17 protein-coding genes are annotated in these 22,258 nt (G+C 69.5%); 16 read left to right on the plus strand and 1 reads right to left on the minus strand.

The features are described 5' to 3' along the window. The first annotated feature begins 78 nt into the window (after window positions 1–78). The 10 genes from ACIGYR_RS16710 to ACIGYR_RS16755 all read left to right on the plus strand — a co-directional run bounded on the left by ACIGYR_RS16710 (window position 79) and on the right by ACIGYR_RS16755 (window position 13,913). Window positions 79–1,593: a DUF885 family protein gene (locus tag ACIGYR_RS16710; RefSeq protein WP_399599932.1), complete on the plus strand. Its 1,515-nt coding sequence runs from the start codon at window positions 79–81 to the stop codon at window positions 1,591–1,593. 790 nt (window positions 1,594–2,383) lie between these two features. Beyond that, window positions 2,384–4,225: an asparagine synthase (glutamine-hydrolyzing) gene (gene asnB, locus ACIGYR_RS16715; protein WP_399599935.1), complete on the plus strand. Its 1,842-nt coding sequence runs from the start codon at window positions 2,384–2,386 to the stop codon at window positions 4,223–4,225. Window positions 4,226–4,276: 51 nt separating this feature from the next. Continuing rightward, on the plus strand, window positions 4,277–5,134 hold the full coding sequence (locus ACIGYR_RS16720) for a TauD/TfdA dioxygenase family protein (protein WP_399599937.1): 858 nt from the start codon (window positions 4,277–4,279) through the stop codon (window positions 5,132–5,134). Then, complete coding sequence (locus ACIGYR_RS16725) at window positions 5,131–6,756, plus strand: GMC family oxidoreductase (RefSeq protein ID WP_399599940.1); 1,626 nt, start codon at window positions 5,131–5,133, stop codon at window positions 6,754–6,756. Before ACIGYR_RS16720 ends, ACIGYR_RS16725 begins: the two co-directional genes overlap by 4 nt. A gap of 250 nt (window positions 6,757–7,006) precedes the next feature. Beyond that, window positions 7,007–8,401, plus strand: coding sequence for a hypothetical protein (locus ACIGYR_RS16730; protein ID WP_399599943.1), 1,395 nt, complete (start codon window positions 7,007–7,009; stop codon window positions 8,399–8,401). A gap of 4 nt (window positions 8,402–8,405) precedes the next feature. Continuing rightward, window positions 8,406–9,101 carry a class I SAM-dependent methyltransferase gene (locus ACIGYR_RS16735; protein WP_399599946.1) on the plus strand — a complete coding sequence of 232 codons (696 nt, stop codon included), beginning with the start codon at window positions 8,406–8,408 and terminating at the stop codon, window positions 9,099–9,101. Between the two features lie 40 nt (window positions 9,102–9,141). Continuing rightward, window positions 9,142–10,443 carry a diaminopimelate decarboxylase gene (locus ACIGYR_RS16740; protein ID WP_399599948.1) on the plus strand — a complete coding sequence of 434 codons (1,302 nt, stop codon included), beginning with the start codon at window positions 9,142–9,144 and terminating at the stop codon, window positions 10,441–10,443. Further along, on the plus strand, window positions 10,440–11,270 hold the full coding sequence (locus ACIGYR_RS16745) for a 2,3,4,5-tetrahydropyridine-2,6-dicarboxylate N-succinyltransferase (protein ID WP_399599950.1): 831 nt from the start codon (window positions 10,440–10,442) through the stop codon (window positions 11,268–11,270). Before ACIGYR_RS16740 ends, ACIGYR_RS16745 begins: the two co-directional genes overlap by 4 nt. Window positions 11,271–11,273: 3 nt before the next feature. After that, window positions 11,274–12,491, plus strand: a complete 1,218-nt coding sequence (locus ACIGYR_RS16750) for an aminotransferase class I/II-fold pyridoxal phosphate-dependent enzyme (protein ID WP_399599951.1) — start codon at window positions 11,274–11,276, stop codon at window positions 12,489–12,491. Window positions 12,492–12,617: 126 nt separating this feature from the next. Further along, on the plus strand, window positions 12,618–13,913 hold the full coding sequence (locus ACIGYR_RS16755; protein WP_399599954.1) for an MFS transporter: 1,296 nt from the start codon (window positions 12,618–12,620) through the stop codon (window positions 13,911–13,913). Window positions 13,914–13,979: 66 nt separating this feature from the next. Here the strand turns inward: ACIGYR_RS16755 and ACIGYR_RS16760 are convergent, their stop codons facing one another. Then, window positions 13,980–14,966, minus strand: a complete 987-nt coding sequence (locus tag ACIGYR_RS16760) for a LuxR C-terminal-related transcriptional regulator (protein ID WP_399599957.1) — start codon at window positions 14,964–14,966, stop codon at window positions 13,980–13,982. A 704-nt stretch (window positions 14,967–15,670) separates the two neighbouring features. Here ACIGYR_RS16760 and ACIGYR_RS16765 point away from each other — a divergent pair. The 6 genes from ACIGYR_RS16765 to ACIGYR_RS16790 are packed head-to-tail and all read left to right on the plus strand — an operon-like array spanning window position 15,671 to window position 22,231. Continuing rightward, window positions 15,671–16,360 (plus strand): 2OG-Fe dioxygenase family protein, encoded by a 690-nt coding sequence (locus tag ACIGYR_RS16765; RefSeq protein WP_399599960.1) that lies wholly within the window; start codon window positions 15,671–15,673, stop codon window positions 16,358–16,360. Beyond that, window positions 16,357–17,187: a class I SAM-dependent methyltransferase gene (locus ACIGYR_RS16770; protein WP_399599963.1), complete on the plus strand. Its 831-nt coding sequence runs from the start codon at window positions 16,357–16,359 to the stop codon at window positions 17,185–17,187. The genes ACIGYR_RS16765 and ACIGYR_RS16770 overlap by 4 nt, the downstream gene beginning before the upstream one ends. Beyond that, window positions 17,184–18,551, plus strand: coding sequence for a diaminopimelate decarboxylase family protein (locus ACIGYR_RS16775; protein ID WP_399599965.1), 1,368 nt, complete (start codon window positions 17,184–17,186; stop codon window positions 18,549–18,551). Before ACIGYR_RS16770 ends, ACIGYR_RS16775 begins: the two co-directional genes overlap by 4 nt. Further along, window positions 18,551–19,837, plus strand: a complete 1,287-nt coding sequence (locus tag ACIGYR_RS16780; RefSeq protein WP_399600246.1) for an MFS transporter — start codon at window positions 18,551–18,553, stop codon at window positions 19,835–19,837. Before ACIGYR_RS16775 ends, ACIGYR_RS16780 begins: the two co-directional genes overlap by 1 nt. Next, window positions 19,827–21,101 (plus strand): ATP-grasp domain-containing protein, encoded by a 1,275-nt coding sequence (locus tag ACIGYR_RS16785; RefSeq protein ID WP_399599968.1) that lies wholly within the window; start codon window positions 19,827–19,829, stop codon window positions 21,099–21,101. Before ACIGYR_RS16780 ends, ACIGYR_RS16785 begins: the two co-directional genes overlap by 11 nt. Beyond that, on the plus strand, window positions 21,098–22,231 hold the full coding sequence (locus tag ACIGYR_RS16790; RefSeq protein WP_399599970.1) for a GNAT family N-acetyltransferase: 1,134 nt from the start codon (window positions 21,098–21,100) through the stop codon (window positions 22,229–22,231). Before ACIGYR_RS16785 ends, ACIGYR_RS16790 begins: the two co-directional genes overlap by 4 nt. Window positions 22,232–22,258 lie beyond the last annotated feature (27 nt).

The following is a 22,258-nucleotide window of genomic DNA, read 5'->3' on the forward strand; positions in this document are numbered from 1 at the left end:
GTCGGACCGTCTCCATGGCGCCCGATCCGGAGCGCACCACCCGTTGGCAGACTCCGTTCGACCTGGAAGGGGTGACCCGTGGCCGACCTCGCCGATCCCCGCGTCCGAGCCGCGCTGGAACTCGACTACGCGAAGGCACGTGAGAACGTCGGGCTTCACGAGTACGACGGCCGCGTCCAGGACCTCTCACCCGCCGGGGTGGCAGCGGCCCTCCGGGAGCTGGGCCGTGGCCCGCTGCCCGGCGATCCCTTCGACGCCGCGGTGATGGAGATTCACGAGGACGGACTGCGGGCCTGGTTCGAGGAGGCGGAGGTGCACAGGCGCGATCCGCTCCTGCACGTCAGAGTCATGGACGTCGCGTGTTACGACCGGGAGTACGCGCCGCCGGAGGAGCGGCGCCGGGCGAAGGAACTCCACCTTGAGGCGTGGCCGGACGCTGTCGACAACGCCGTCACGGCCCTGGACCGCGTTCCCGCGCCGGTGGCGACCGCGTCGCTGGCGGCCGTACGCGGCCTGCGGGAAGGGGTCGAGGACTCCAGGGCCCGTGCCGCCGTCGACCGGCTCGCCGCGCACGTCGAAGCGGCCGCCCGTGACGGCGACCCGTCGGCAGCCCTGGGCCCCGGCCTGTTCCTGCGGCTGCTCGACGCGGGGGAGGGGACCGGCTTCGACGTCGCGGAGCTGACGGCGACGGCCGAGCGTGAGCGGGCGAGGCTGTGGGCGCTCCTGGAGGAGGCCGTCGGCAGGTACGCCCCGGGCGAGCGCCCCGCGCTGGTGGTGCCGGCTCTGCTGCGCGACCATCCGTCCACAGCCGAGGGAGTCTTCGCCCAGGCCGCGGCCCTGATCGACGAGGTCACCGCCTTTGCCCTGGACAGGGACCTGATCGGTGCGCCCGGCGGCGTCTGCAAGGTCGGGCCGGCACCGGCTTCGAGGGCGTTCGCCCAGGCGATGATGTCGTGGTCGGCGCCGTACGAAGCCGATGCCCCGAGTTGGTACCACATAGTCCCCCCGGGCCCGGACTGGTCCGCGGAGGAGGCCGAGGAGTGGCTCGCCGTCTTCAGCCGCACCTCGCTGCCGGCGATCACCGTGCACGAGGTCACTCCTGGCCACTACGCGCACGGGCGGGTGCTGCGCGGGCTCACCGGTGACGTGCGGCGGTCCCTGGAGTCCCCGGCGTTCGTCGAGGGATGGGCGCACTACACCGAGGAACTCTTCGCTGAGGAGCACTTCCGTGACGGTGATCCGCTGTATGTCATCGGCATGGCCGTCGAGGCGCTGCTGCGGGTGACCCGGCTGGCCTGTTCGATCGGCCTGCACACGGGCGCCATGGGGGTGGAGGAGGCCGCCGCGCGCTTCGAGGCCGACGCCTTCCTCCGGGGAACGGCCGCGCTCGGCGAGGCGCGGCGCGGCACCGTCGAACCGACGTACGGGCGTTACACGCTGGGGAAGCTGGAGATCCAGAGGGTGCGCGGCAGAGCGCGGGAACGTTGGGGTGGGGGCTACACACACCGGCGGTTCCACGACGCTCTGCTCGGGCTGGGTATGCCGCCCATCGGGCTCCTTGAACGGGCCCTGCTGGGTGATCTCGCCCGATGACACGGGGGACGGAGGCGTCGGGCGCACGGGGCCGACTGTCGCGGTGCCCGCGGGCCCTGTGGGGACGCCGCGCCGACACGGCCTGCCTTCCGCAGCGTGCCCGTCCGAGCGACCACACGGAAGGGCTGAATTTTTACCGTCCTGGTTAATTCTTTATTAAATCCTCGGATGTCGAATGCTTCGCTCAGGCATTGCGGTACGTCCCTTGCGGTACGTCCACTGACGGCGTATTCCTGAGGAATGGGTCGGCACGCCTGAATCTCCATGATGCCCTGTGCATGATCACGGCGGGAGCTTGAGAGGCAGATTCCGAGGAGTGCCACATATGTACCGATTTGGTGTCGTACTTTCTTGAGTCAACATGCTGCCATGCAGCTTGCTGTTCACCTGTGACCTTCCCGTTCTTGCCTGTGACCTGACAATCTGATGCCCGTCGACCCGCAGGGTCAGGACAGACGACGCGACGGTCGAGGAAACCAAGCGACGGTACGAATGAGGGTTGCTGCAGGTATGCACTTCGGCAAGTTTCTCGTGAGTCCTATGGCGATGGCGGTAGTTGCTGCGAGGTGCGCGGTAGGCGCCTTGCGCGATGGAACGGCCCGGAGCACCGCAGAGGACACCGGCTGGGGCTGAAACGCTACGGCTCACCGGTAGCAGTCCCCTTGTTCCAAAGGGCCTATTTCTCGGCCGTCGGTGCTCCGAGAGTCACGGCTGGGATTCAACGTGGTGCCAACTCCCGGGTAATTCCGCTCCAAGCCGGATGTGCAGTACTGACCTAGGATGTGATCGAATGAGTGGCCTCGTGGGCTGGATCGACTTCCGGCGTGATCTCGTCAAGCATGAGGAAGTCATCCACATGATGACGGACACGATGCGGGAGCGTGGCCCCGACACCAAGGGCGTCTGGGTTTCCTGCAATGCCGCACTCGGCCACCGTGGCCTTTCCACCGCGGGGCCGGCGAACGGATCCCAGCCCCTGCGAGTCGAGACGGCCCGGGGCATCGTGGTGGTGGCCCACATCGGCGAGATCGATAACTCCCGGGAGCTGACCCGGGACATCGAGAGCTCAGGGGAGTCACTCAGGACCGGCTCCACCGCCGAACTCCTGGGGCACGCCTTCCTGCTGTGGGGAAGTGAGTTCGTCACCCGGTTGAACGGCGCCTTCTCCTTCGCGATCTGGGACGTACGGGCACAGCGGCTGGTGCTGGGACGTGACCGTCTGGGCGTGAAGCCTCTCTACTATTACGAGCACTCCGACGGTGTCCTCTTCGCCTCCGAGCCCAAGGGCATCATGGCCAACCCCCTCTTCGAGGCGCGGCTGGACATCACCTCACTGCCCATCGTGCTGCAGCCGCGTCTCGCCCTGCCCGGTGAGACCCCGCTGGCGGGCCTGGCCGAGGTACCGCCCGCCACACTCGTCTCCTACGCGGACGCGGGGCTGTCCCGGTGGCGGTACTGGCGCCTGACCAGCCGACCGCACCACGATTCCTTCGACGAGACCGCGCGCCACGTTCGGGACCTGCTGGAGGACACGGTCGGCCGGCAAGTCACCACGGACGTTCCGCTGGGCGCGATGCTCTCCGGCGGCATCGACTCGACCTCCGTCGCCGCACTGGCCACGCGGGCGCTGCGCGAGGAGGCGCCGGACCGGGCGCTGGAGACCTACTGCGTCCAGTTCGAGAGCGACCCGGCGCACTGGGTGGCGACCGAACTGCGGCCGGACATCGACGCTCCGTACGCCGCAGCCGCGGCCGAGTTCATCGGCAGTCGTCACACCACGCTGACCGCCACGACCCAGGACCTGCTCGACGTCATCCCCGCCACCCGGCGCGCCCGGGACCTGCCGGGCTGGGGTCAGTTCGACGCATCGATGTACCTGCTCTTCCAGCGGATGCGGAGCGGCTGCGCCGTGGCTCTCACCGGTGAGGCAGCGGACGAGGTCTTCGGCGGATATCCGTACTTCTTCAAGCAGGACCAGATCCGAGGCGGCCACTTCCCGTGGCTGGGGAACGGCCCGAAGCTCTCGGACTACCTCTCGCCGGAGATCACCTCGCTTGTCGACCCCCAGGAGGACGAGCGTGCGCGGTACTCCCAGCTGATCTCCGAGGTGCCACGGCTTCCCGGCGAGGACCCGGAGAACGCGCGTATGCGGGAGATCTTCTTTCTGGGACTCTCCGGCCCCCTCGCGGTGATCCTCGACCGCAAGGAACGCATGAGCATGTCCGTCGGACTCGACGTACGGGTTCCTTTCTGCGACCACCGGCTCGTCGACTACGTGTGGAACGTCCCGTGGTCGATGAAGTCCCGGGGCGGTGTGAAGGGACTACTCAAGGCCGCTATGGCCGACCTCCTCCCGGCGAGTACGGTCAACCGCAAGAAGAGCGCCTATCCGCACGTGCAGAATCCCGAGTACGACCAGACGCTCATTCGTGAGGCGTCTTGGATCGTCAATGACACGGCCTCATCACTGGGCTGGATGTTCGACACGAAGCGGTTGAACGGTCTGATCCAGCGGATCAGCGCCGACCAGCTGCACTCGGAACTGCCCGGCGGCTCCAACCCGGCGGCCCTCTTGATCCAGCTCGTGGAGTTGCGGAACTGGGTGGACACGTACAAGGTCTCCGTCCGCTGACGGCAGTGGAAAACTCTCCAGCAATCCCGGCCACGCAAAGGGAGTTCGTTCATGCTCGAACTGATACCGATCACTGATGGTATCGGAACGGAAGTCCGTGGAGTTGATGTCGCAAGTGATCTTACGGACCGGGACTTCGACCGTATATACCGTGCCTGGATCGACACGACAGTGCTGCTCTTTCGCGGCCAGACGATGACACCGTCCCAGCACATCGCGTTCACCGAACGGTTCGGTGAGACCTACACCTACACCCGTTCTGAATTCAACCACGAAGAGCACCCCGAGATACTCATCCTCTCGAACCTCACCCGGGACGGAAAGCCGATCGGCTCGGCCTACAGCGGCCGCGTATGGCACACCGACGGGCACTACCTCACCGAACCCCCGGTCGGCTCCATGCTCTACGCACGCGAAGTTCCGCCGGTGGGCGGCGACACCTGGTTCGGCAACATGATCGCCGCCTACGACGCGTTGCCGGAGAGAGTGAAGGAACGCATCGACGACCTCAAGGTCATCATCAGCCGGGTGCAGTCACGGCCCTACAACTACCCCGACCGGCCGGCCCCCACCGCCGAGGAGCGGGCCGAATGGGTCGACGTGTCCCAGCCCCTCGTACGCGTCCACGAGGTCAGCGGACGAAAGGCGATCTACGCGGGCGGCAATGTGCCGTGGCGCATCGAGGGGATGCCCGAGGAGGAGAGCGCGCCCCTGGTCACCTTCCTCCAGGAGTTCGCCGTACAGCCCCGCTTCACCTACCGCCACAAGTGGCAGCCGGGTGACATCATCCTGTGGGACAACCGCAGCGCCATGCACCGCGCCACGTACTACGATCACGTAGCCCATCGCAGGCTGATGCACCGAACCACCATCACCGGCAGTCGGCTCCAGACGGAGACGGTCTCGTGACCGCGCCCGGCCTACGCAGGCACGACTACATCATCGTCGGCTCGGGCGCTGCGGGATCGGTGTTGGCCGGCCGGCTGACCGAGAACCCGACCATCAGCGTGCTGCTGCTGGAAGCGGGGCGCGAACGGCGCAGCCCCCTGCTCACCGTCCCCGCGGCCGAGACCGTGCTGATGGGCAATCCCCATTACGACTGGTGCTTCGAGACGGATGCCGACCCCACCATCGACGGCCGCAGTGTCAGCATCCCCCGTGGCCGTCTGCTCGGCGGCTCCAACGCGATCAACGGCATGATCTTCGTCCGCGGTCAGCGCCAGGACTACGACGAATGGGAGCGCCTGGGCAGCCCCGGCTGGTCGTGGGACGGCGTCCTACCGTATTTCCGCAGCATGGAACGTGTCTCGCAGATCGAGGGCGAGAGCCGGGGACGCAACGGCCCCATCTCCGTGGCACTGCCGCGAGAGCGGGACGAACTCTGCGACGCCTTCCTTGCCTCGGCCGTCAAAGCCGGCTACCCGGAGAACCCGGACTACAACTCGGGCGACCAGGAAGGCTTCGGCTACTACCAGGTCAACCACGAGGACGGCCGGCGCTCGTCCGCCGGCCGGACGTACCTCAAGGAGGCGCGGCGGCGGCCGAACCTCACACTCGTCACCGACGCGCACGTCTCCGGCCTCCGCTTCGACGGAACCCGCTGCGTCGGTGTGCGCTACCGGCACCATGGCGCCGACCACGAGGCGGACTGCGGCCGCGAGGTCATCGTCAGCGCCGGGACCGTGCAGTCGCCGCAGCTCCTGGAGCTGTCCGGCATAGGTTCCGCCGATGTCCTCGGGGGCGCCGGGGTACCGGTGGTGCACCATTTGCCCGGGGTCGGCGAGAACTTCAGGGACCACTTCGCAGCCCGGCTGAGGTGGAGGGTGCGTCGGCCGATCACCTTCAACGAACGCTCCCGGGGACTCGGCCTCGTGCGCGAGGTCGTCGAGTACGCGCGCACGCGTCGCGGTCTGCTCAGCCTGCCCATCGCCCTCGGCTTCGGATTCGTCCGGACCTCGCAGCAGGAGAAGCGGCCCGACGTGCAGTTCCACTTCGCTCCGGCCAGCTACGGCGAGGGGTCCAGCAGAAGGCTCGACACCTCACCCGGAATGACGCTGGGTGTGTATGCGCTGCGCCCGGAGTCCCGCGGCTCCATCCACATCCGCTCGCGCAACCCGTTGACGGCACCGTCGATCCGTCCGCGATTCCTCGACACGGACAACGACCGCGCCAGACTCGTCGCGGGAATGCGCATCGCACGCCTCATCGTCGAACAGCCCGGCCTCGACCCCTACCGGGCCCACGAGCTGACGCCCGGCAGCGATGTGCGCACCGACGAGGAACTCCTCGCCTACGCCCGTGCCCACGGCGACACCTCCTACCACCCGGTCGGAACGTGCCGCATGGGCAACGACCCGATGGCGGTGGTCGACGAACGGCTCCGGGTGCACGGGACCCACGGGCTGCGGGTGATCGACGCCTCCGTCATGCCGACGATGGTGTCCGGCAACACCAACGCCGCCAGCATGATGATCGGGGAGAAGGGCGCCGCCCTGGTGCTGGAGGACCACAAGAGGCAGGCCCCCGTGTGACCGCAGCCGCCACGGCCGCGCCCAGGTGCGGTCCCCGCGGTCCGCTCGGCGGCGCCCGCACACGCCGCGGGGCGCAGGGGTGCCGACCCGGACATCCCGCAGACAGCCGTGCAGGCCATCGGAACTGTCCGGACACGTAACTGCTGCGGGTTCGCCACGACCGCACGGGCCCGAGCATGTCCGAGGGGCACCATCACGCCGGAGCACCCGTCGACGCTCACTGATGTCGCTTTGAAGTTGGGAGATACGCGTGTCCGAAGAGTCCTCAGCCGACCGCTTCGACTACGGGATCAACCTGGGCCGGGCGGGTTCGTACCGCAGCCACCGCAGCGCCTTCTGGCCCCCGGTCGCCAAGTACGAGCTGTCCTGCCTGAACTTGGCCGGCACCACACCCGACCTCGGCGACGGGTTCCTCCGCGGCCTCGCCGAGCTCAAGGACGAAATCGAGGCGGAGTGGAAGCGGGTGAAGGACGTCGGCATCCCCGCCCGCCGGCGGTTCAACCAGCCGCTTCCCATCGTCGAGGCGATGCGACGGATCGCCGAGTACCTGCCCGGCGAGGCCGACCGCCGAGCCATCACCCTGCGGGCGCAGGCCGTCCAGGAGGGGTACGACGACGACATCCTGCAAGAACTGGCCGGTCTCCAGGAGCACGTCACCGTCGTCGCCGGACAGGTATCCACCTGGTACGGAAAGGAGGTCAAGGGCCTGCCGACGGCTTTCGCCTGCAGTGGCGACGAGGCGCACCAGTCCCTGGTGACGGCAGCCCTCGGCGCCGACGAGGAGGTCGCCGCCTATCTGCGCCGCCTCCACGCCGACCTGCGGGTCGGCGACCTGCCGGCCTTCGGCGCCGCACAACTGTTCTTCATGGCGGGGGAAGGCAATCTGCACCCCAAGCACATCGCCTACTTCCTGCCCGAGGACGAGGGAGTGAAGTACTCGCCCTTCAAGAAGACGTACTACTTCACGAACACGCACCGCGCGATCCTGGAGAACATCTCCGCCCCGCTCGCCGCCCGGTTCCTGCACACCGACGCCAAGTTCGACCCGACCGACGAGCGGTTCCACGCCATTCCCACGCTCGGCGTCCTCAGCCACGAACTCGGGCACTTCGTGCACCGCCCGGCCACCGATTTCAAGGAGCTGAACGCCGCCGACCGCTGGGCCTCCGTGGTCCTCCAGGAAGTCGCCGCGGACGTCTTCGGCATCCTGATCCTCGCCGACGTGTGGGCGGCGAAGCTCGGAATCGCCCAGGCCGACGTCATCGCCTACTACCTCGCGGAATGCCTGCGCTACGCGGACCGAGGCTTCGGGCACTTCCCGGACAGCGACGGCATGTTCCTCCAACTCTCCTACTTCGTCCAACTGGGTGCCCTCGCACTGGAAGAGGAGAACGGCCCCCGGCTGGTGGGTGACTCCCAGGTCGTCCTCGCGGGGCTGCGGTCCCTGGCCCGGGTGCTGGCGGATGCGCTGCTCAACGGCCGGGCGAAGCCCGCGGCCGCACTGCACCGGGCCTTCGGACCGGCCACCCTCGCGCCGCTGCGGCCACTGATCGATGACATGCGCCGGCTGCCCGCCAAATCCATCGAGTACACGCAAGAGCACATCTACGTACCTGGCACATCCACCACCTCGGCGAGGAGCTAGGCAGATGACCCAGACGACGCAGAACCTGAACCTGGTTCGCGACTACTACACATCGCAGCGTTCCGTGGGCGAGGAGACCACGAACATCTACGGCATCTGGGAGAACGGCGGAGCGTTCAACGACTCCATCACCCCGTCGACCTACATACCCGAATACCGCTCCCACATGGTGGACAAACTGCTCGCGCTGACCTGTGAGGGGGGAAGCATATTCTCGCTCGGCTGCGGTAACGCGGCCGTGGAAGGTGCACTAGCCGTCCGCGACCGCACCGTCCGCGGCATCGACGTGAACGAAGAGGCGGTCGAACTCGCCAGGCAGAAGGGCGTGGACGCCTTCACCGCCGACTACTTCGCCCTCCGGCCCGAGGACGTACGTGACACGGACGCCATCTACGCGGACGGGTTCCTCGGCCACGTCTTCGACACGAACGACCACGTCGGGCCCGCCCTCGGCAAGCTGGCGCAACTGGAACTGAAGGCCGGGACGCACCTGCTCTTCTCCAATGACGCGCCACGGGACCCTGAGGCGCACTTCAGTCCGCACGAGCGAGTGGCGGACTTCTGGTTCATCTCCAAGGACTACCTCCAGGACGCCCTGGCCGCCGTCGGTTACGTGCCCGTGGAGAGCTACTACTTCTCCTACAACCGCCCGCTCAGCGGACCACGTAACCGCACGGTCTGCATCGCGCGCGTTCCCTGACCGCGGCCGGCACCGGCTTCCATCGCAGAGAGGCGGAGAATTGCCTATACCGGACGGGTTCGCCCAACGGCTGCTGCCCGTACTCGACGAGATCGTCGCCGCCTACGGAACCCCGTTCCACATCTACGACGCGCGGGGGATCATCGACACCTACCGCGGCATGGTCGACGCCTTCGCCGACGAGCCCTTCCGGGAGTACTTCGCCGTGAAGGCCCTGCCCAATCCGCACGTGCTGTCCCTGCTCCTGCGCGAGGGAAGCGGCCTCGACTGTGCCTCACCGGTCGAACTGGAGCTGGCGGAAAGACTGGGCGCGAGCGGCCGGGACGTGGTCTTCACATCGAACAACACCGCACCCGCGGAGTACGATCTGGCCCTCAAGGCGGGGGCCCTGGTCACCTTCGACGACAGATCCATCTTCGACAGGGCCGAGACCCTGCCGGACACCGTCGCCTTCCGGGTGTCGCCCCACGGCCTCGCCGCCGGTTCCGCACTCATGGGGGACACCGCGCACACCAAGTTCGGTGTGCCCGTGGACCAGTTGGCCGACGCCTACCGGGATGCGCGGCGCCGGGGAGCGACCCGCTTCGGCATCCACGGCATGACCTGCGCCAACGAACTCGATGTACGCCGGGCGAGCCGGGCGGCCGTCGACCTGATCGAACTCGCCGCCCAGATCACCGCCACCACCGGTATTGCCTTCGACTACCTCAATGTGGGAGGCGGTCTGGGGATCCCGTACCGGCCGCAGGACGAGCCGCTGGACTTCCACGCCTACGCGGACGCCATCCTGGCGGCGAGACGGCGCTGCTTTCCCGGACAGGACGGCCCGCGGATCCTGATGGAGTGCGGGCGCTACGTGACCGGCCCGCACGGGGTCCTCGTGGCGAGCGTCGTCAACCGCTCCCGCAAGGCCCGCGACGTCGTCGGTCTGGACGCGTCGATGTCCGCCCTCATGAGGCCCGGGTTCTACGGCGCCTACCACCACCTGACTCTTCCCTTCGCGGCCGGGCGGCCCGAGTCCGAGGTCGACGTGGTCGGGGCGCTCTGCGAGAACATGGACAAATTCGCGGTCGACCGTTCGCTGCCCGAGCCGCGCGTGGGCGACGTCGTCCTCATCCACGACACCGGCGCCCACGGGCACGCCATGGGTTTCACCTACAACGGGCGCCTGCGGCCCGCCGAGCTGCTCCTGACCGAGGACGACGACGTCGTCGAGATCCGGCGGGCGGAGCAGTTCGAGGACTACATGGCCACGGTCCGCCGGCAGCCCGAGGCCGTGCTCGGCGCGGCTGCCCGCCGGTCCCGGCACCACGAGCACCCGAGCCACGAGGATCAAAGGTGAACAGTGTGCAGAACAGGACGCTGATCGAAGAGGCATTCGAGCGCCGTACCGCCCTGACCGAGGACGAGTTGCGCACGCTCGCGCCGCACGTCGAATACGGCCTTGGGGCCCTTGACCGGGGCGAACTGCGAGCCGCGAACCCGGTGGGCGGAGCTTGGGTCACCGACACTTTCGTCAAGAAGCTGATCTTGCTGTCGTTCCTGGTCCATGACAACACGGCGTCCACATCCGGTGCCGGGCAGCCCAAGAGCTTCGACAAGGTACCCCTCAAGTTCGAGGAGTGGCAGGACAGCGACTTCCAGAAGGCGCGGGTCCGGGTCGTGCCCGGCGCGATCGTCCGCCACGGGGCCCATGTGGCGCCCGGAGCGGTGCTGATGCCGTCGTTCGTGAACATCGGCGCGTACGTCGGGGCCGGCACCATGGTCGACACCTGGGCCACGGTGGGATCCTGCGCCCAGATCGGCGAACGCTGCCACATCTCCGGCGGCGCGGGCATCGGCGGCGTCCTCGAACCGATCGGCGACGACCCCGTCGTCATCGAGGACGAGGTCTTCATCGGCGCGCGCAGCGAGATCGCCGAAGGCGTGCGTGTCCGCCGCGGCGCGGTCATCGGCATGGGGGTGTTCCTGGGACGTTCCACGCCCATCGTGGACCGCGCGTCCGGTCACGTGTCCCACGGCGAGGTGCCCGAGAACGCCGTCGTGGTCCCCGGCTCACGCACCGACCCCCACCGACCCGACCTTTCGGTCTATGCCGCGATCATCGTGAAATATGCGGATGAGCGGACACGGGGCAAGACGGCACTGAACGATCTGGTGCGAGACTGACCGATGAAGCCTGCCCGCAGCGCATTCGCCCGCCTGCGCGATCTGCTCCATGGCATACCCGCGCCGCCTGGGCTCGACCCGATCCCGCTTCAGCTGGGGGAGTCCCGGCTGTGTCCGCCCTCGATCGACGTCGCACCCCTGGCCGTCGCCGAGCAGTGGACCCGCTATCCCCAGCTCGGTGGCAGCGCCGAGCTGCGCGACGCGTACGGCCATTGGCTGGAGCGTCGCTTCGGCGTCCGGCGAAGCCTCGCCGAAGGGCGGATCGCCGTCGAACCCACCCCGGGTACCAAGCAGGCGGTGGCGGTGGCGGTGGCGATGGCCGTCGCCTGTGCCGTCGAGCGTGCCCGTGGCCGAGCGCCTGCGGTGGTCATGCCGAACCCTTTCTATCCGACATACCGCGCCGGCGCCGAGGCGGCCGGCGCCGAACCGGTCTTCTACACCCTGGATGACGACGGTGACCCCGCGTCCGTCGCGGCGGCCGTCACCGCCGCGGGCGAACGCGTCGCCGCCGTCATCCTCTGCAACCCCGGCAACCCCCGGGGCGAGATCCTTTCCGCGGACACCCTGAGCATGGTGGCGAAGACCGCCGCCGAGGCCGGGGCCCTGCTCATCGTCGACGAGTGCTACACGGACCTGTCACCCGACCGGACACCGCCCGGATTCCTCTCCTTGGTGGAGCGGGACCTGGGCGCACCCGGGCCCTTCCTCGTGCTGCACAGCCTGTCCAAGCGATCGGCGGCGCCGGGACTGCGCAGTGGCTTCGCCGCCGGTGACCCGGAGACCGTGGCCGCCTACGCGGGCTACAACAGGGTGTGCGGCGTCTCGGCACCGGCGCCCGTGAACGCCGTCGCCACCGCGCTCTGGTCGGACGACGCGCATGTGGCGACGGCCCGGGCGTCGCTGGCGAGGAACTGGGCGCTCGCGGACGCGACACTGAAGGACGTCCCCCACTACCGAAGGGCCGCAGCCGGCTTCTTCCTCTGGCTTCCCGTGGCGGACGACGAGGCGACGGCCCGACACCTGTGGCGGTCCCACGCGCTCACCGTCATGCCCGGCCGCTACCTGGCGGCCGCCGGCGCGGACGGGGTGAACCCGGGGGCCGGGTACGTACGAGTCGCCCTGGTGCACGACGAGCCCCTGATGCGTGAGGCACTCACTCGGCTCGCGGCGGCGCTGACGCCGTCCGGGCGGCCCGGGCCCACCCCAGGCGGACAGAAGTGACCGGGGCGGCTCCGGGCGGAGGAGCCCGCCGTGACGCGGCGCCGGAATGCGGCGCGTACACCAGGACGTCACGGAGCGCGTGTGAATTCTCTATCGGACTGCTGAAGATGGAACGGGGAAGCCCACATGACTTACTGGTCGGCGATGGACGACATGTCCGTCACTTCCCTGCCCCCGAGAAGAGGCCGCCAGCTGCTCGTGGCATCCGTCGGCAACGTCGTGGAGTGGTACGACTGGCACATCTACACCTTCCTGGCCGTCTACATCGCAGCTGAGATTTTCCCCCAGGAGGCGGAGAACTCCCTGGTGCCACTGCTGTCGACGTTCGCCGTCTTCGCGGTCGGCTTCTTCGCCCGGCCCCTCGGCGGTCTGCTGCTGGGCGCGGTCGCCGACCGCAAAGGCCGGCGTGCGGCGCTCACCACCACCCTCTTGCTGATGGGTGCCAGCTGCCTGGTGGTGGCGCTCACTCCCACGTACGCGTCCGCCGGAGCCCTCGGTCCGGTGATCCTGGTGCTGGCTCGGCTGCTCCAGGGGCTGTCCGCGGGCGGTGAGTTCGCAGCGAGCACCACGTTTCTGGTGGAGTCGGCGGGGCCGGGCAGACGTGGGCTGTTCTCCAGCTTCCACTACGTCTCCGCCACCGCCGGGCAGATCCTGGCCTCCGGGACGGCCGCGCTCATGGTGCTCACGCTCGATGACGCATCGATGCACGCGTGGGGCTGGCGGATTCCTTTCCTCATCGGCGCACTGCTCAGCCTTCTCGGCCTGTGGGTGCGGTACGGCGCCCAGGAGACAGGCGGCGAAGTGCGGCCGACGGCCCGCGCCGGTCTCTTCGAGGCCCTGCGTGCCTACCCCCGGGAGTCCATGCGCATCTGCGGCATCACCATGGGCGGCACCATCGCCTTCTACACCTGGACCGCCTATCTGCCCACGTACGCACAAGTCGACGAGGGCTTCGACAAGGGCGAGTCGCTCCTGGTCGGCACCATCTCCTTGGTCTTCTTCGCACTGGTGCAGCCGTTGGGCGGCATGCTCTCGGACCGGATCGGCCGCCGCCCCATGCTCATCGGCTTCGCGCTCGGCTTCGCCGTGCTCTGCGTGCCTCTGCTGAACCTGCTCTCCGACTCCTTCGCGTCGCTGCTGTTCGTGCAGTGCACCGGGCTGCTGCTGCTCACCGGGTACTCCTCGATCGCGGCCGCCGTGAACGCCGAGGTCTTCCCCGCTCGGGTGCGCGCGGCAGGCATCGGATTCCCGTACTCCCTCACTGTGGCGCTCTTCGGGGGGACTGCTCCGTACGTGGGAACGCTCTTCAGGGAACTGGGCGTTCCCAGCACCTTCCCGTGGTACGTGGCGCTGCTGTGCCTGCTGTCCGGGCTGGTGTATCTGCGGCTGCCGGAAGGAGCGCACAAGCCGCTGGAGCGGTGACTCACGCGGGTGCCGGTCCGGGACGGGCAGGTGTCAGCCCGTCCCGGACCGGTAGTCCTTACGGCGTCATGTGTCCATGAGTTCCCGGGCGGCCAGCAGGTACCCCGCCTGAAAGCGGCTCTGCGCTTCTAGTTCGGCCATGATCTCGGCGACGTGACGTCGACAGGTGCGGACGGACATGCCCAGACGGGTGGCAATGGAGGCGTCCGTCATGCCCTCGGTGAGGAGGCGGATGATCATCTGCTTGAGGCTGTCGGTGATCCCGGCCCGGGTGTCGGTGCCGACAGGTAGTGGCTCGGCGGCCAGCCACAGCCTCTCATGCGTATGCACCACGAAAGCCACCATGTTCGGCTCCTCGATGAGTGCGGCCCCTTGGGGATTGCCCGGTATCGCGATCAGCGCGGTCTTCCGGTCGAAGATCAGCATGCGCATGAAGTGGTCGTCGAGGGTACGTACCTGGGCGCCGAGGCCGGTGACCAGGTCGATGTAGACGTTGGTGCCCCGGCTGAAGAGGGCCGTGTGCTGATAGAGGATCTTCATGCTGACCCCTCGGCTGAGGGCCTCCTCGTCGCGGGATGCGGCCTCCTCGAGAACGCTCTCCTCGCGTCCACCCCCGGGCTGCGCGGTGAGGATTTCCTCCTTGCAATGGGTCACCAGGTCAGTGATCGCCGCACGCACATCGGCGAGGTTCTCCAGCAATTGGACACGACTTCTGTGCTGATTCGTCATGCTCGCCTCGAACGCGGGCATGAAGGAGGCGTATTCTCTCCGCATCCTCTCGATCCGGGCACGCTGTGTACGCATTTCGCGTTCCTGCGGACCGAGGACGTCGGTTGCCGCCTGATCAGGTGGCACCGCTACGAGCCGGTCGCCCGTGCGGCGGCACAACAGCCCCATTTTCAGGAGGGTTTCGACGGAGGCACCGGCTTCCGGTTGAGGCAGCACGAGCTCTGCGGCAAGCTCAGTGGCCGAGACGCCGTGCCCCACGTCATGGTTCAACACGTGGCTGTACACCCGCTGCAGCGTCCCTTGTAATGCGGCGTCATTACTCATGTGGCCCCCAACTCGTCGCTTGCGTTGGTGCGGATGCACCCAGCCTGGGCGCAGCAAGATGATGCGGCATACACAGGTCACGGCGCACGCGGTGTCCACATACCGATCAGTACGTTACGGAGCGTAATGCCCGCCTGTCCGGGCTCTGCTCACCACATCATTCAGCGGTCCCCGGCTCCGTGGTGACGACCTGGGCGGCGCAGGCCGACGGCGCGGATGCTGTCCTCGGCCCAGCCCCGCTGACGGTGGCGCGGTTCCAGTTCCGCGATCGGTGTGTGGGTGTGTCGGTCGGTGCGGATCGGTGTCCGGCGTCCCCGCCGAAGCTGCTTCGGCGGCTGAGTCAGGGTCAGCCGGGTGGCCGTTGATGTGTTCGGCGGCGGTGTCGGAGCGTCGAGGTCAACGGTCACCTGCCCGTCGGCGTCCGGTGCCGCACCTCCGGCTGGAGCGTGTCTCCTCGATGGGTCGGTCACGTCCGACATACCGTCAAATTCCGTAACCGCCCAGAGGGTTGAGTGTCACTTGCCGATTCCATACTCGCCATCCCCGGTCAACACGCCATTTTGTCGAAGAGGGTACTGGGCTGCTCGACCTACAAGATCATTTACCTTTGGTTCGCACCTGACTAGCGTCCTTCGCAATCACTGATCCGTGTAGCTCGGGGGCCTGCGGCACGGGGTCCCGGAGCGCGAAGGAGGAAGTCAGGCATGGCTTTGAACGCACAGGGCTTCACGATCATCGATACACCGGAACTGGACGAGTACACCCTCTCCCAGTTCGAGAACCTCCCGCTCGACCCGTACACGGGCTCGGAACAGCGCTACCGCCGCTTCTCGCAGTTCCGGCTGGTCCACGACGGCGAGTGGAAGCTCGAACTCCTGCCGCACCGTCACTTCGCCCAGCCCCGCAAGTACAACGACCTGGTCGGCGGCCAACTGCGCACCCTGGAAGCGCTGACGGTGGACCCCACGCCGCTGATCGCGGCCGGTGCCGAGGCTCTGGATCTGGACAAGGGCACCGCTTGGCAGCTGAACGTGCACCAGTGCCGGGTCGTGTCCACCCCGGAGGTGGAGGGAGTGGCGGCGCCCGAGGGCCCGCACCGCGACGGCCACCACTACGGCATCGTCGCCGTGACCCGGCGGCACAACATATACGGCGGCCAGACGCAGTTGATGCCGCTCGGCGGTGGTGAGCCGTTCTTCACCACCACCCTCCAGGACGGCCAGGCGATCTGCTTCGACGACCGGTTGATGTTCCATCACGTGACCGACATCGAGCACCTCAGCGAGAAGGGCGGCCACCGCGACGTGTGGCTGGTCGCGGTGAACCCGTGGGAGCACCGGCGCTATGGCGAGGAGTACGAGGCCGAGGTCCTCGCGAGCAACAGTGAGGCGTGAGCCCTGTGACCCACACCGTTCTCGACAGCCCGTCCGCCGCCAACTCGGGCACGGCTGCCGTCTATGACCGCATCGGCGTAGGTTACTCCACCGTCCGCCGCCCCGACCCGCGCTGGGCCGCGCTGATCCGCGAGTCCCTGGGAGACGCGCGTACGGTCCTGAACCTGGGAGCCGGTTCAGGCGCGTACGAGCCGGAGGGCCTCCAGGTGATCGCTGTCGAACCCTCACGGGAGATGCGCGCCCAGCGGGGCGCGGGCAGCGCCCCCTGCATGGCGGGCCGCGCCGAGAACCTGCCCTTCGACGACCGGACCTTCGACGCGGCCATGGCCGTGCTGACCGTCCACCACTGGTCGGACCTGGAGGCCGGGATCGCCGAACTCCTCCGCGTGGCCGACCGGTTCGCCGTCGTCACCTACGACATGGACGTCCAGGCCGACTACTGGTTCACCCGGGACTACGTACCGGAGATCGCCGACGCCGAGCGTTCCCGGGTCCCGTCGCTGGAGCGGCTCACCGCGTTGCTCGGACCCTGCGAGGTCGTCGAACTGCCCGTCTGGCACGACTTCACCGACGGTTTCATGACCGCCTTCTGGCGCCGGCCGGAGGCATACCTGGAGCCGGCCGTCCGGCGGGCCTGCTCGGCGTTCGCACTGACCGATCCGGCGGCCGTCGAGCGCGGCGTGGCCCGACTGCGCGCCGACCTCGACTCGGGCGCGTGGCACCGCCGTTACGCCGACCTGCTGGAGCGCGACCACATCGACGCCGGGTTCCGGCTGCTGACGGGGACCTCGCGGTACGCCGCGGCCGGGACGGAGGCCGAATCGTGAGCCGCCTCGCACAGGACCCCCGGACCGCCGCGGACTGGGACTACGACCGCCTGGTCGACATCGCGGGCCGGCACGGCACTCCGGTGCAGGTGCTGGATGCCGGGCGGCTCGACCGCGCGGCCCGCGAACTGCTCACGGCACTGGACTCGTTGAGCAGGCCCACGCGGGTCTACTACTCGGTGAAGACCAACTACCTGCCCTATCTGTGCCGGCGGCTCGCCGGTCACGGCATGGGCGCCGACGTGGTCTCCGGCTACGAGCTGGACGCCGCGCTGGCCGCCGGATTCCCGCCGGAGGCCATCGTGTTCAACGGCCCGGTGAAGACCGAGGAAGAGCTGGCGGCGGCCGTACGGCACGGAGTACGGGTCAACATCGACGGCGAGCAGGAGATCGAGACGCTGGAGCGGCTGGCCGCGGCCGCCGGGCGGACGATCGAGGTCGGCATCCGGATCTCCCCGGGGCTGCCGTTGTCGACGTCGCCGGACCCGTCGTACCGGGCACTGGCCGAACGGGCCGCCCGCCGCAACCGCTTCGGCTGGCCGGCCGGCTCCGCGCAGCTCGCCGGTCTCGTCGAGCGGATCACGGCCTGCCCGCACCTGTCGCTGACAGCGGTACACGCCCACCTCAGCAGCCAGATCGTGCACCAGGAGCTGATGGTGGCCGCGCTGGAGCCGATCCTGCGGGAGGCCGCGGCTCTGCACCGCACGGTCGGGCTGCGCGAGGTCAACATCGGCGGCGGCTTCGGCGTCCCGGGCATCCGCCGCCCCCGCACCGGCCCGCTCACGGCGCTGTGGGGGCAGCAGGGCAGCACCCCGTTGCCGGACCCGGAGCCGGTCCTGGACGTGCCCGGGCTGCTGGCCGACGTGGACAAGCGGCTGCGGGAGGTGGGCCTGGCCGACGTCGGCCTGGCCTGCGAGCCGGGGCGTTGGCTGGTCTCCGACGCGATGGCCCTGGTGACCCGGGTGATGTCGCGCAAGGAACTGCCGGACGCCCGCTGGCTGATCCTGGACGGCGGCAACAACGTCGCTCCCTGGACGGGCAGCGGCGAGGTGCACCGCCTGGTGCCGCTCGGCCGTGCCTACGCGCCGACGACCACCGCGTGGTCGGTGGCCGGACCGTTGTGCTACGAGAACGACATCCACGCCGCCTCCGTCGACCTGCCCGAGGACATACGGGTCGGCGACCTGCTGTGCCTGCACGACACGGGCGCCTACTCGCTCGGCCGGAGCAACAACTTCATCCGGACCAGGGCCGCCGTGGTCGCGTTCGACGGGGACCAGGAGGAACTGGTCTGGCGGGCGGAGACGGGAGCCGACGTGTTCCGGCTGGCCGACCCGGGTGCCCAACCGTCCGAGTCGTCGTGATGCTCAGGAGTTACGCCGAGCTGCTGAGGCTCCCCGGCGCGAGTGCGGCGGCGGTGCCCGCCGCGCTCGCGCGCCTGGCCGGCACGATGGTGCCGCTCGCCCTGCTGCTGGCCCTGGTCCAGTCGGACCGGTCCGTGGCAGTGGCGGGTGGTGCCGGAGCGGTGTACGCCCTCGGCAGCGCCGCGGGCGGACCGTTCATCGGCCGGCTGATGGACCGGCGCGGCCCGGCGCCCGTGCTGCGGATCACCGGGCCGCTGGTCGGCGCACTGCTGGTCGCCGCCGCGCTCGGGGCGTCCCGCGCGCCCACCGGCGTCCTGTTCGCCGTGGCCTGCTGCGCGGGCCTGGCCACGGCTCCGGTGGGTGCGTCGGCGCGGGCGATGTGGCAGGACCTCACCGACGACGAGGACCTGCGCAAGCGGGCCTACGCGTTCGAGTCGACCCTCAGTGAACTGCTGTTCGTGCTGGGGCCGTCGGTGGTCAGCGCGCTCGGCTGGCTCCTCGGGGCCCGCACCGCGCTGCTGGCCACCGCCGTGCTGCTGGGAGCGGGAGCGGTGGGCTACGGGCAGGCGGGCATCGTGCGCCGCCGCGCGCCCGTGCCCCGCCGCGCGGCGGGCCGGGACACCCGGCGCGGTGCCGCCGCGCTGTCGGTGCTCGCCGCGATCGCCCTCACCGCAGCCCTGTCCAGCGCACTGGCGGTGGCCGTCACGGCGACGCTGCGCGATCAGGGATCCGCCCCCGAACTGGCCGGATCACTGGTCGCTCTGCAGTCCGCGGGCAGCGTCGTGGGCGGTCTGCTCTACGGCGCCCGAACCCGCGGCGGCAGCACCTTCCACCGATACGTACGGCTCCTGGTGGTCCTGACCCTCGCGCTGGCCGTGCTGCCGTCGGCCGCCCTGGCCCACCGCGCGGGCCTGCCCGCGGCCTGGACGCTCGTCCTGCTGGGCGCGCTGCTGGCGCTGAGCGGGCTCCCCATGGCCCCCACCGGCGCCGAGGAGTTCCAGTTGATCGGCGACATGACGGCGCGACACCGGATGACGGAGGCGTTCGCCGGCGTGGGCAGTTTCATCGCCGTGGGCGGTGCGCTGGGCTCCGCGCTCACCGGTGCGGTCGCCGACAGCGCCGGCCCGGTCACGGCCCTCGGCCTGCCCGCCGCGTGTACCTGCGCCGCTCTGCTCCTTACCCTGGCCGCCCGGCGGCCGATCGCCGCGGCCGTCGCCGCGGCCCGGGAAGACGACCGCGTCCGATGCACGACGCCCGAATCCGAAAGGCACAGCCATGAGCACTGAACCCGGTGTCCTCGCCGTCGTCGAGAGCCAGTTGTCGAACTTCGGCCTGACCCCCCTGCGGGCCGCCCACGAACTGGGCTTCCACACCGTCCTGGTGAGCAACGACCCGGACCGCTACCGAGTGGTCAGCCTGGCCGACGAGGTGTACGCCAAGCACCTCGACGAGGTCATCACCACGGACACCAACTCCGTCGACGCGGTCGTCGCCGCGCTCACCCCGTTCCACGCCGCGGGCCGGCTGAGCGGGGTGATGACCGTCACCGACTACAACATCCCGATCGTCGCCGAGGTCGCCGCCCGCTTCGGTCTGCCCGGGCTGTCTCCCGAGGGGGCCCGGAACTGCCGGGACAAGCTGCTGATGCGCGACGCGTGCCGGGCGGCCGGTGTCGCGGTGCCGGACTACCACCAGGCGACCGGGGAGGCCGACGCGCTGGCCGCGGCCGACCGCCTCGGCTACCCGTGCGTGGTCAAGCCGATGACGGAGTCCGCGAGCATCGGGGTCACCCTGTGCCGCACGCCCGCCGAGGTGGTGGCGGCCTACCGCGACCTGACCGCGAGCCCCACCGACTTCCGCGGCCAGCCGCGCCGTCCCGGCGTACTGGTCGAGGAGTACCTGGTCGGCTTCGAGGTCAGCGTGGAGTCGGTCCTCGTGGACGGCGAGCGGCACATCCTCGGCGTCACCGACAAGGCACTCGGCCCCCACCCCTGCTTCGTGGAGATGGGCGACACCTTCCCCTCGATGCTGTCCGAACCGGTCCGACGGAGCTGCGCCGACCTGGCCCGGCGTGCCCTGGACGCGGTCGGCCACGACTTCGGGGCCGCCCATGTCGAGGTGAAGGTGACCGCCGAGGGACCGCGGATCGTGGAGGTCAACGGGCGCATGCCCGGCGCCGAGATCACCCAGCTGATACGTGAGGCGACGGGTGTCTACCTGCAGCGGGAGGTCGTCCGGCTGCACGCCGGGCAGGCCGCCGACCTCACCCGCACGCGCGACCGTGCCGCCGCCTCCCGCTACCTGGCCGCGCACCGCACCGGCACCCTGGCCCGCGTCGAGGGCGTGGACCTGGCACGGCTCATCCCGGGCGTGGCGGAGGTGGACCTGGAGGTCCACCCTGGGGACCGGGTGCGGCCGGCCGAGAGCAACCTGGACCTGCTCGGGTACGTCGTCGCCGTGGGCGACACCACCGGCGACGCGGTACGCCGCGCCGAGTCCGCGCTCGGCCAGCTCACCCCGGTCTTCGCGGCCGACGAGGACGAGCGGTGACAGCCGCCCCGGCCGAGGGCACCGCCGCGTGGGACGTGGCCGTGCACCGGGACCTGACGGAAGTCGACACGGAGCGCTGGGACGCGCTGTTCGGGTCGCGGGGCTTCTACTCGACGTCCCCGTGGCTGCGGCACGCCCAGGCGACCGCGGCCACCCCTCCGTACTACTTCACGGCCATGCAGGACGGCGAGCCGTTGGCGGCACTGCCCGCCTACCCGCTGGAGGCGGGCACCCCGTACGTCTTCTGCGCCCCCGGACGCGTGATCGCCTCGATCCACGAGCGGCTGACCGGGCAGACCGCCGACTGGGCCGGCGCGCTCATGCCCGCGCTGGCCTGCGGCGGCCGCAACCCCTCGCACACCAAGGCCGGAGTGCGCGCCGGCCTGCCGCCCGAGGAGCAGCACGCGGTGGTCCGCCGGCTCGTCACGACCGCGGAGGACGAGGCGTGGCGGGCCGGCCTGGAGGCGGTCTCGTTCCTGTACGTCGACGAGGACGACACCCTGCTGCGCCAGGTGCTGGAGTCCAGGCGGTACACCGTCCTTCCCGGGCAGACGGCATACTCCCTGGACGTGCCGGCCGACGGGGACTTCGGCACGTATCTCGCCCGGTTCCCGTCGCGGCACCGGGTGAAGATCCGCAAGGAGGTCCGGGTGCTGGCGGAGGCGGGCGTCACCTACCGGACCCAGCCGCTCACCGAGGAACTCATCGAGCGGATCGCCCCGTTGGAGACAGCCCTGTACGCCAGGCACGGGACGCCCGCGGACGCGGCGGCCTTCCTCGCGGTACTGCGCAGCGTGGCCGCTCACGCCGGTGCGGCGGCCCGGGTCACCACCGCCCACCTGGACGGTGAGCTGGCGGGTTTCGTGCTGACCTTCACCCACGGCGGGCAGATGTACGCCCGTCAAGGCGGCTTCGACTACGCGGCGAAGGGGCGGCTGCCGCTGTACTTCGGTCTCGTCTATTACGAGCTGCTGCGTCTGGCCATGGCCGAGGGCCTGACGCACATCCACTACTCCACCGGCTCGGACGCGGTGAAGCTGTCCCGGGGCTGCACGCCGGTACGCCAGTTCGCGTACGTCAAGGCACGCCGAGAGGACCTCACGCAACGGCTGGCCGAGCTGGTGGTCTGACGGCTTTCCCGGTCAGCCCTTTCCGGT

This window comes from Streptomyces sp. NPDC053076 (genome assembly GCF_044546845.1).
Classification (GTDB): Bacteria; Actinomycetota; Actinomycetes; order Streptomycetales; family Streptomycetaceae; genus Streptomyces.

Bases quoted from the DNA above. Each gene is read 5' to 3' on its own strand.
- ACIGYR_RS16755 (WP_399599954.1), top strand. From the start codon at position 12,618: ATGACTTACTGGTCGGCGATGGACGACATGTCCGTCACTTCCCTGCCC.
- ACIGYR_RS16750 (WP_399599951.1), top strand. From the start codon at position 11,274: ATGAAGCCTGCCCGCAGCGCATTCGCCCGCCTGCGCGATCTGCTCCAT.
- ACIGYR_RS16760 (WP_399599957.1), bottom strand. From the start codon at position 14,966: ATGAGTAATGACGCCGCATTACAAGGGACGCTGCAGCGGGTGTACAGC.
- asnB (WP_399599935.1), top strand. From the start codon at position 2,384: ATGAGTGGCCTCGTGGGCTGGATCGACTTCCGGCGTGATCTCGTCAAG.
- ACIGYR_RS16785 (WP_399599968.1), top strand. From the start codon at position 19,827: ATGAGCACTGAACCCGGTGTCCTCGCCGTCGTCGAGAGCCAGTTGTCG.
- ACIGYR_RS16720 (WP_399599937.1), top strand. From the start codon at position 4,277: ATGCTCGAACTGATACCGATCACTGATGGTATCGGAACGGAAGTCCGT.
- ACIGYR_RS16735 (WP_399599946.1), top strand. From the start codon at position 8,406: ATGACCCAGACGACGCAGAACCTGAACCTGGTTCGCGACTACTACACA.
- ACIGYR_RS16765 (WP_399599960.1), top strand. From the start codon at position 15,671: ATGGCTTTGAACGCACAGGGCTTCACGATCATCGATACACCGGAACTG.
- ACIGYR_RS16780 (WP_399600246.1), top strand. From the start codon at position 18,551: ATGCTCAGGAGTTACGCCGAGCTGCTGAGGCTCCCCGGCGCGAGTGCG.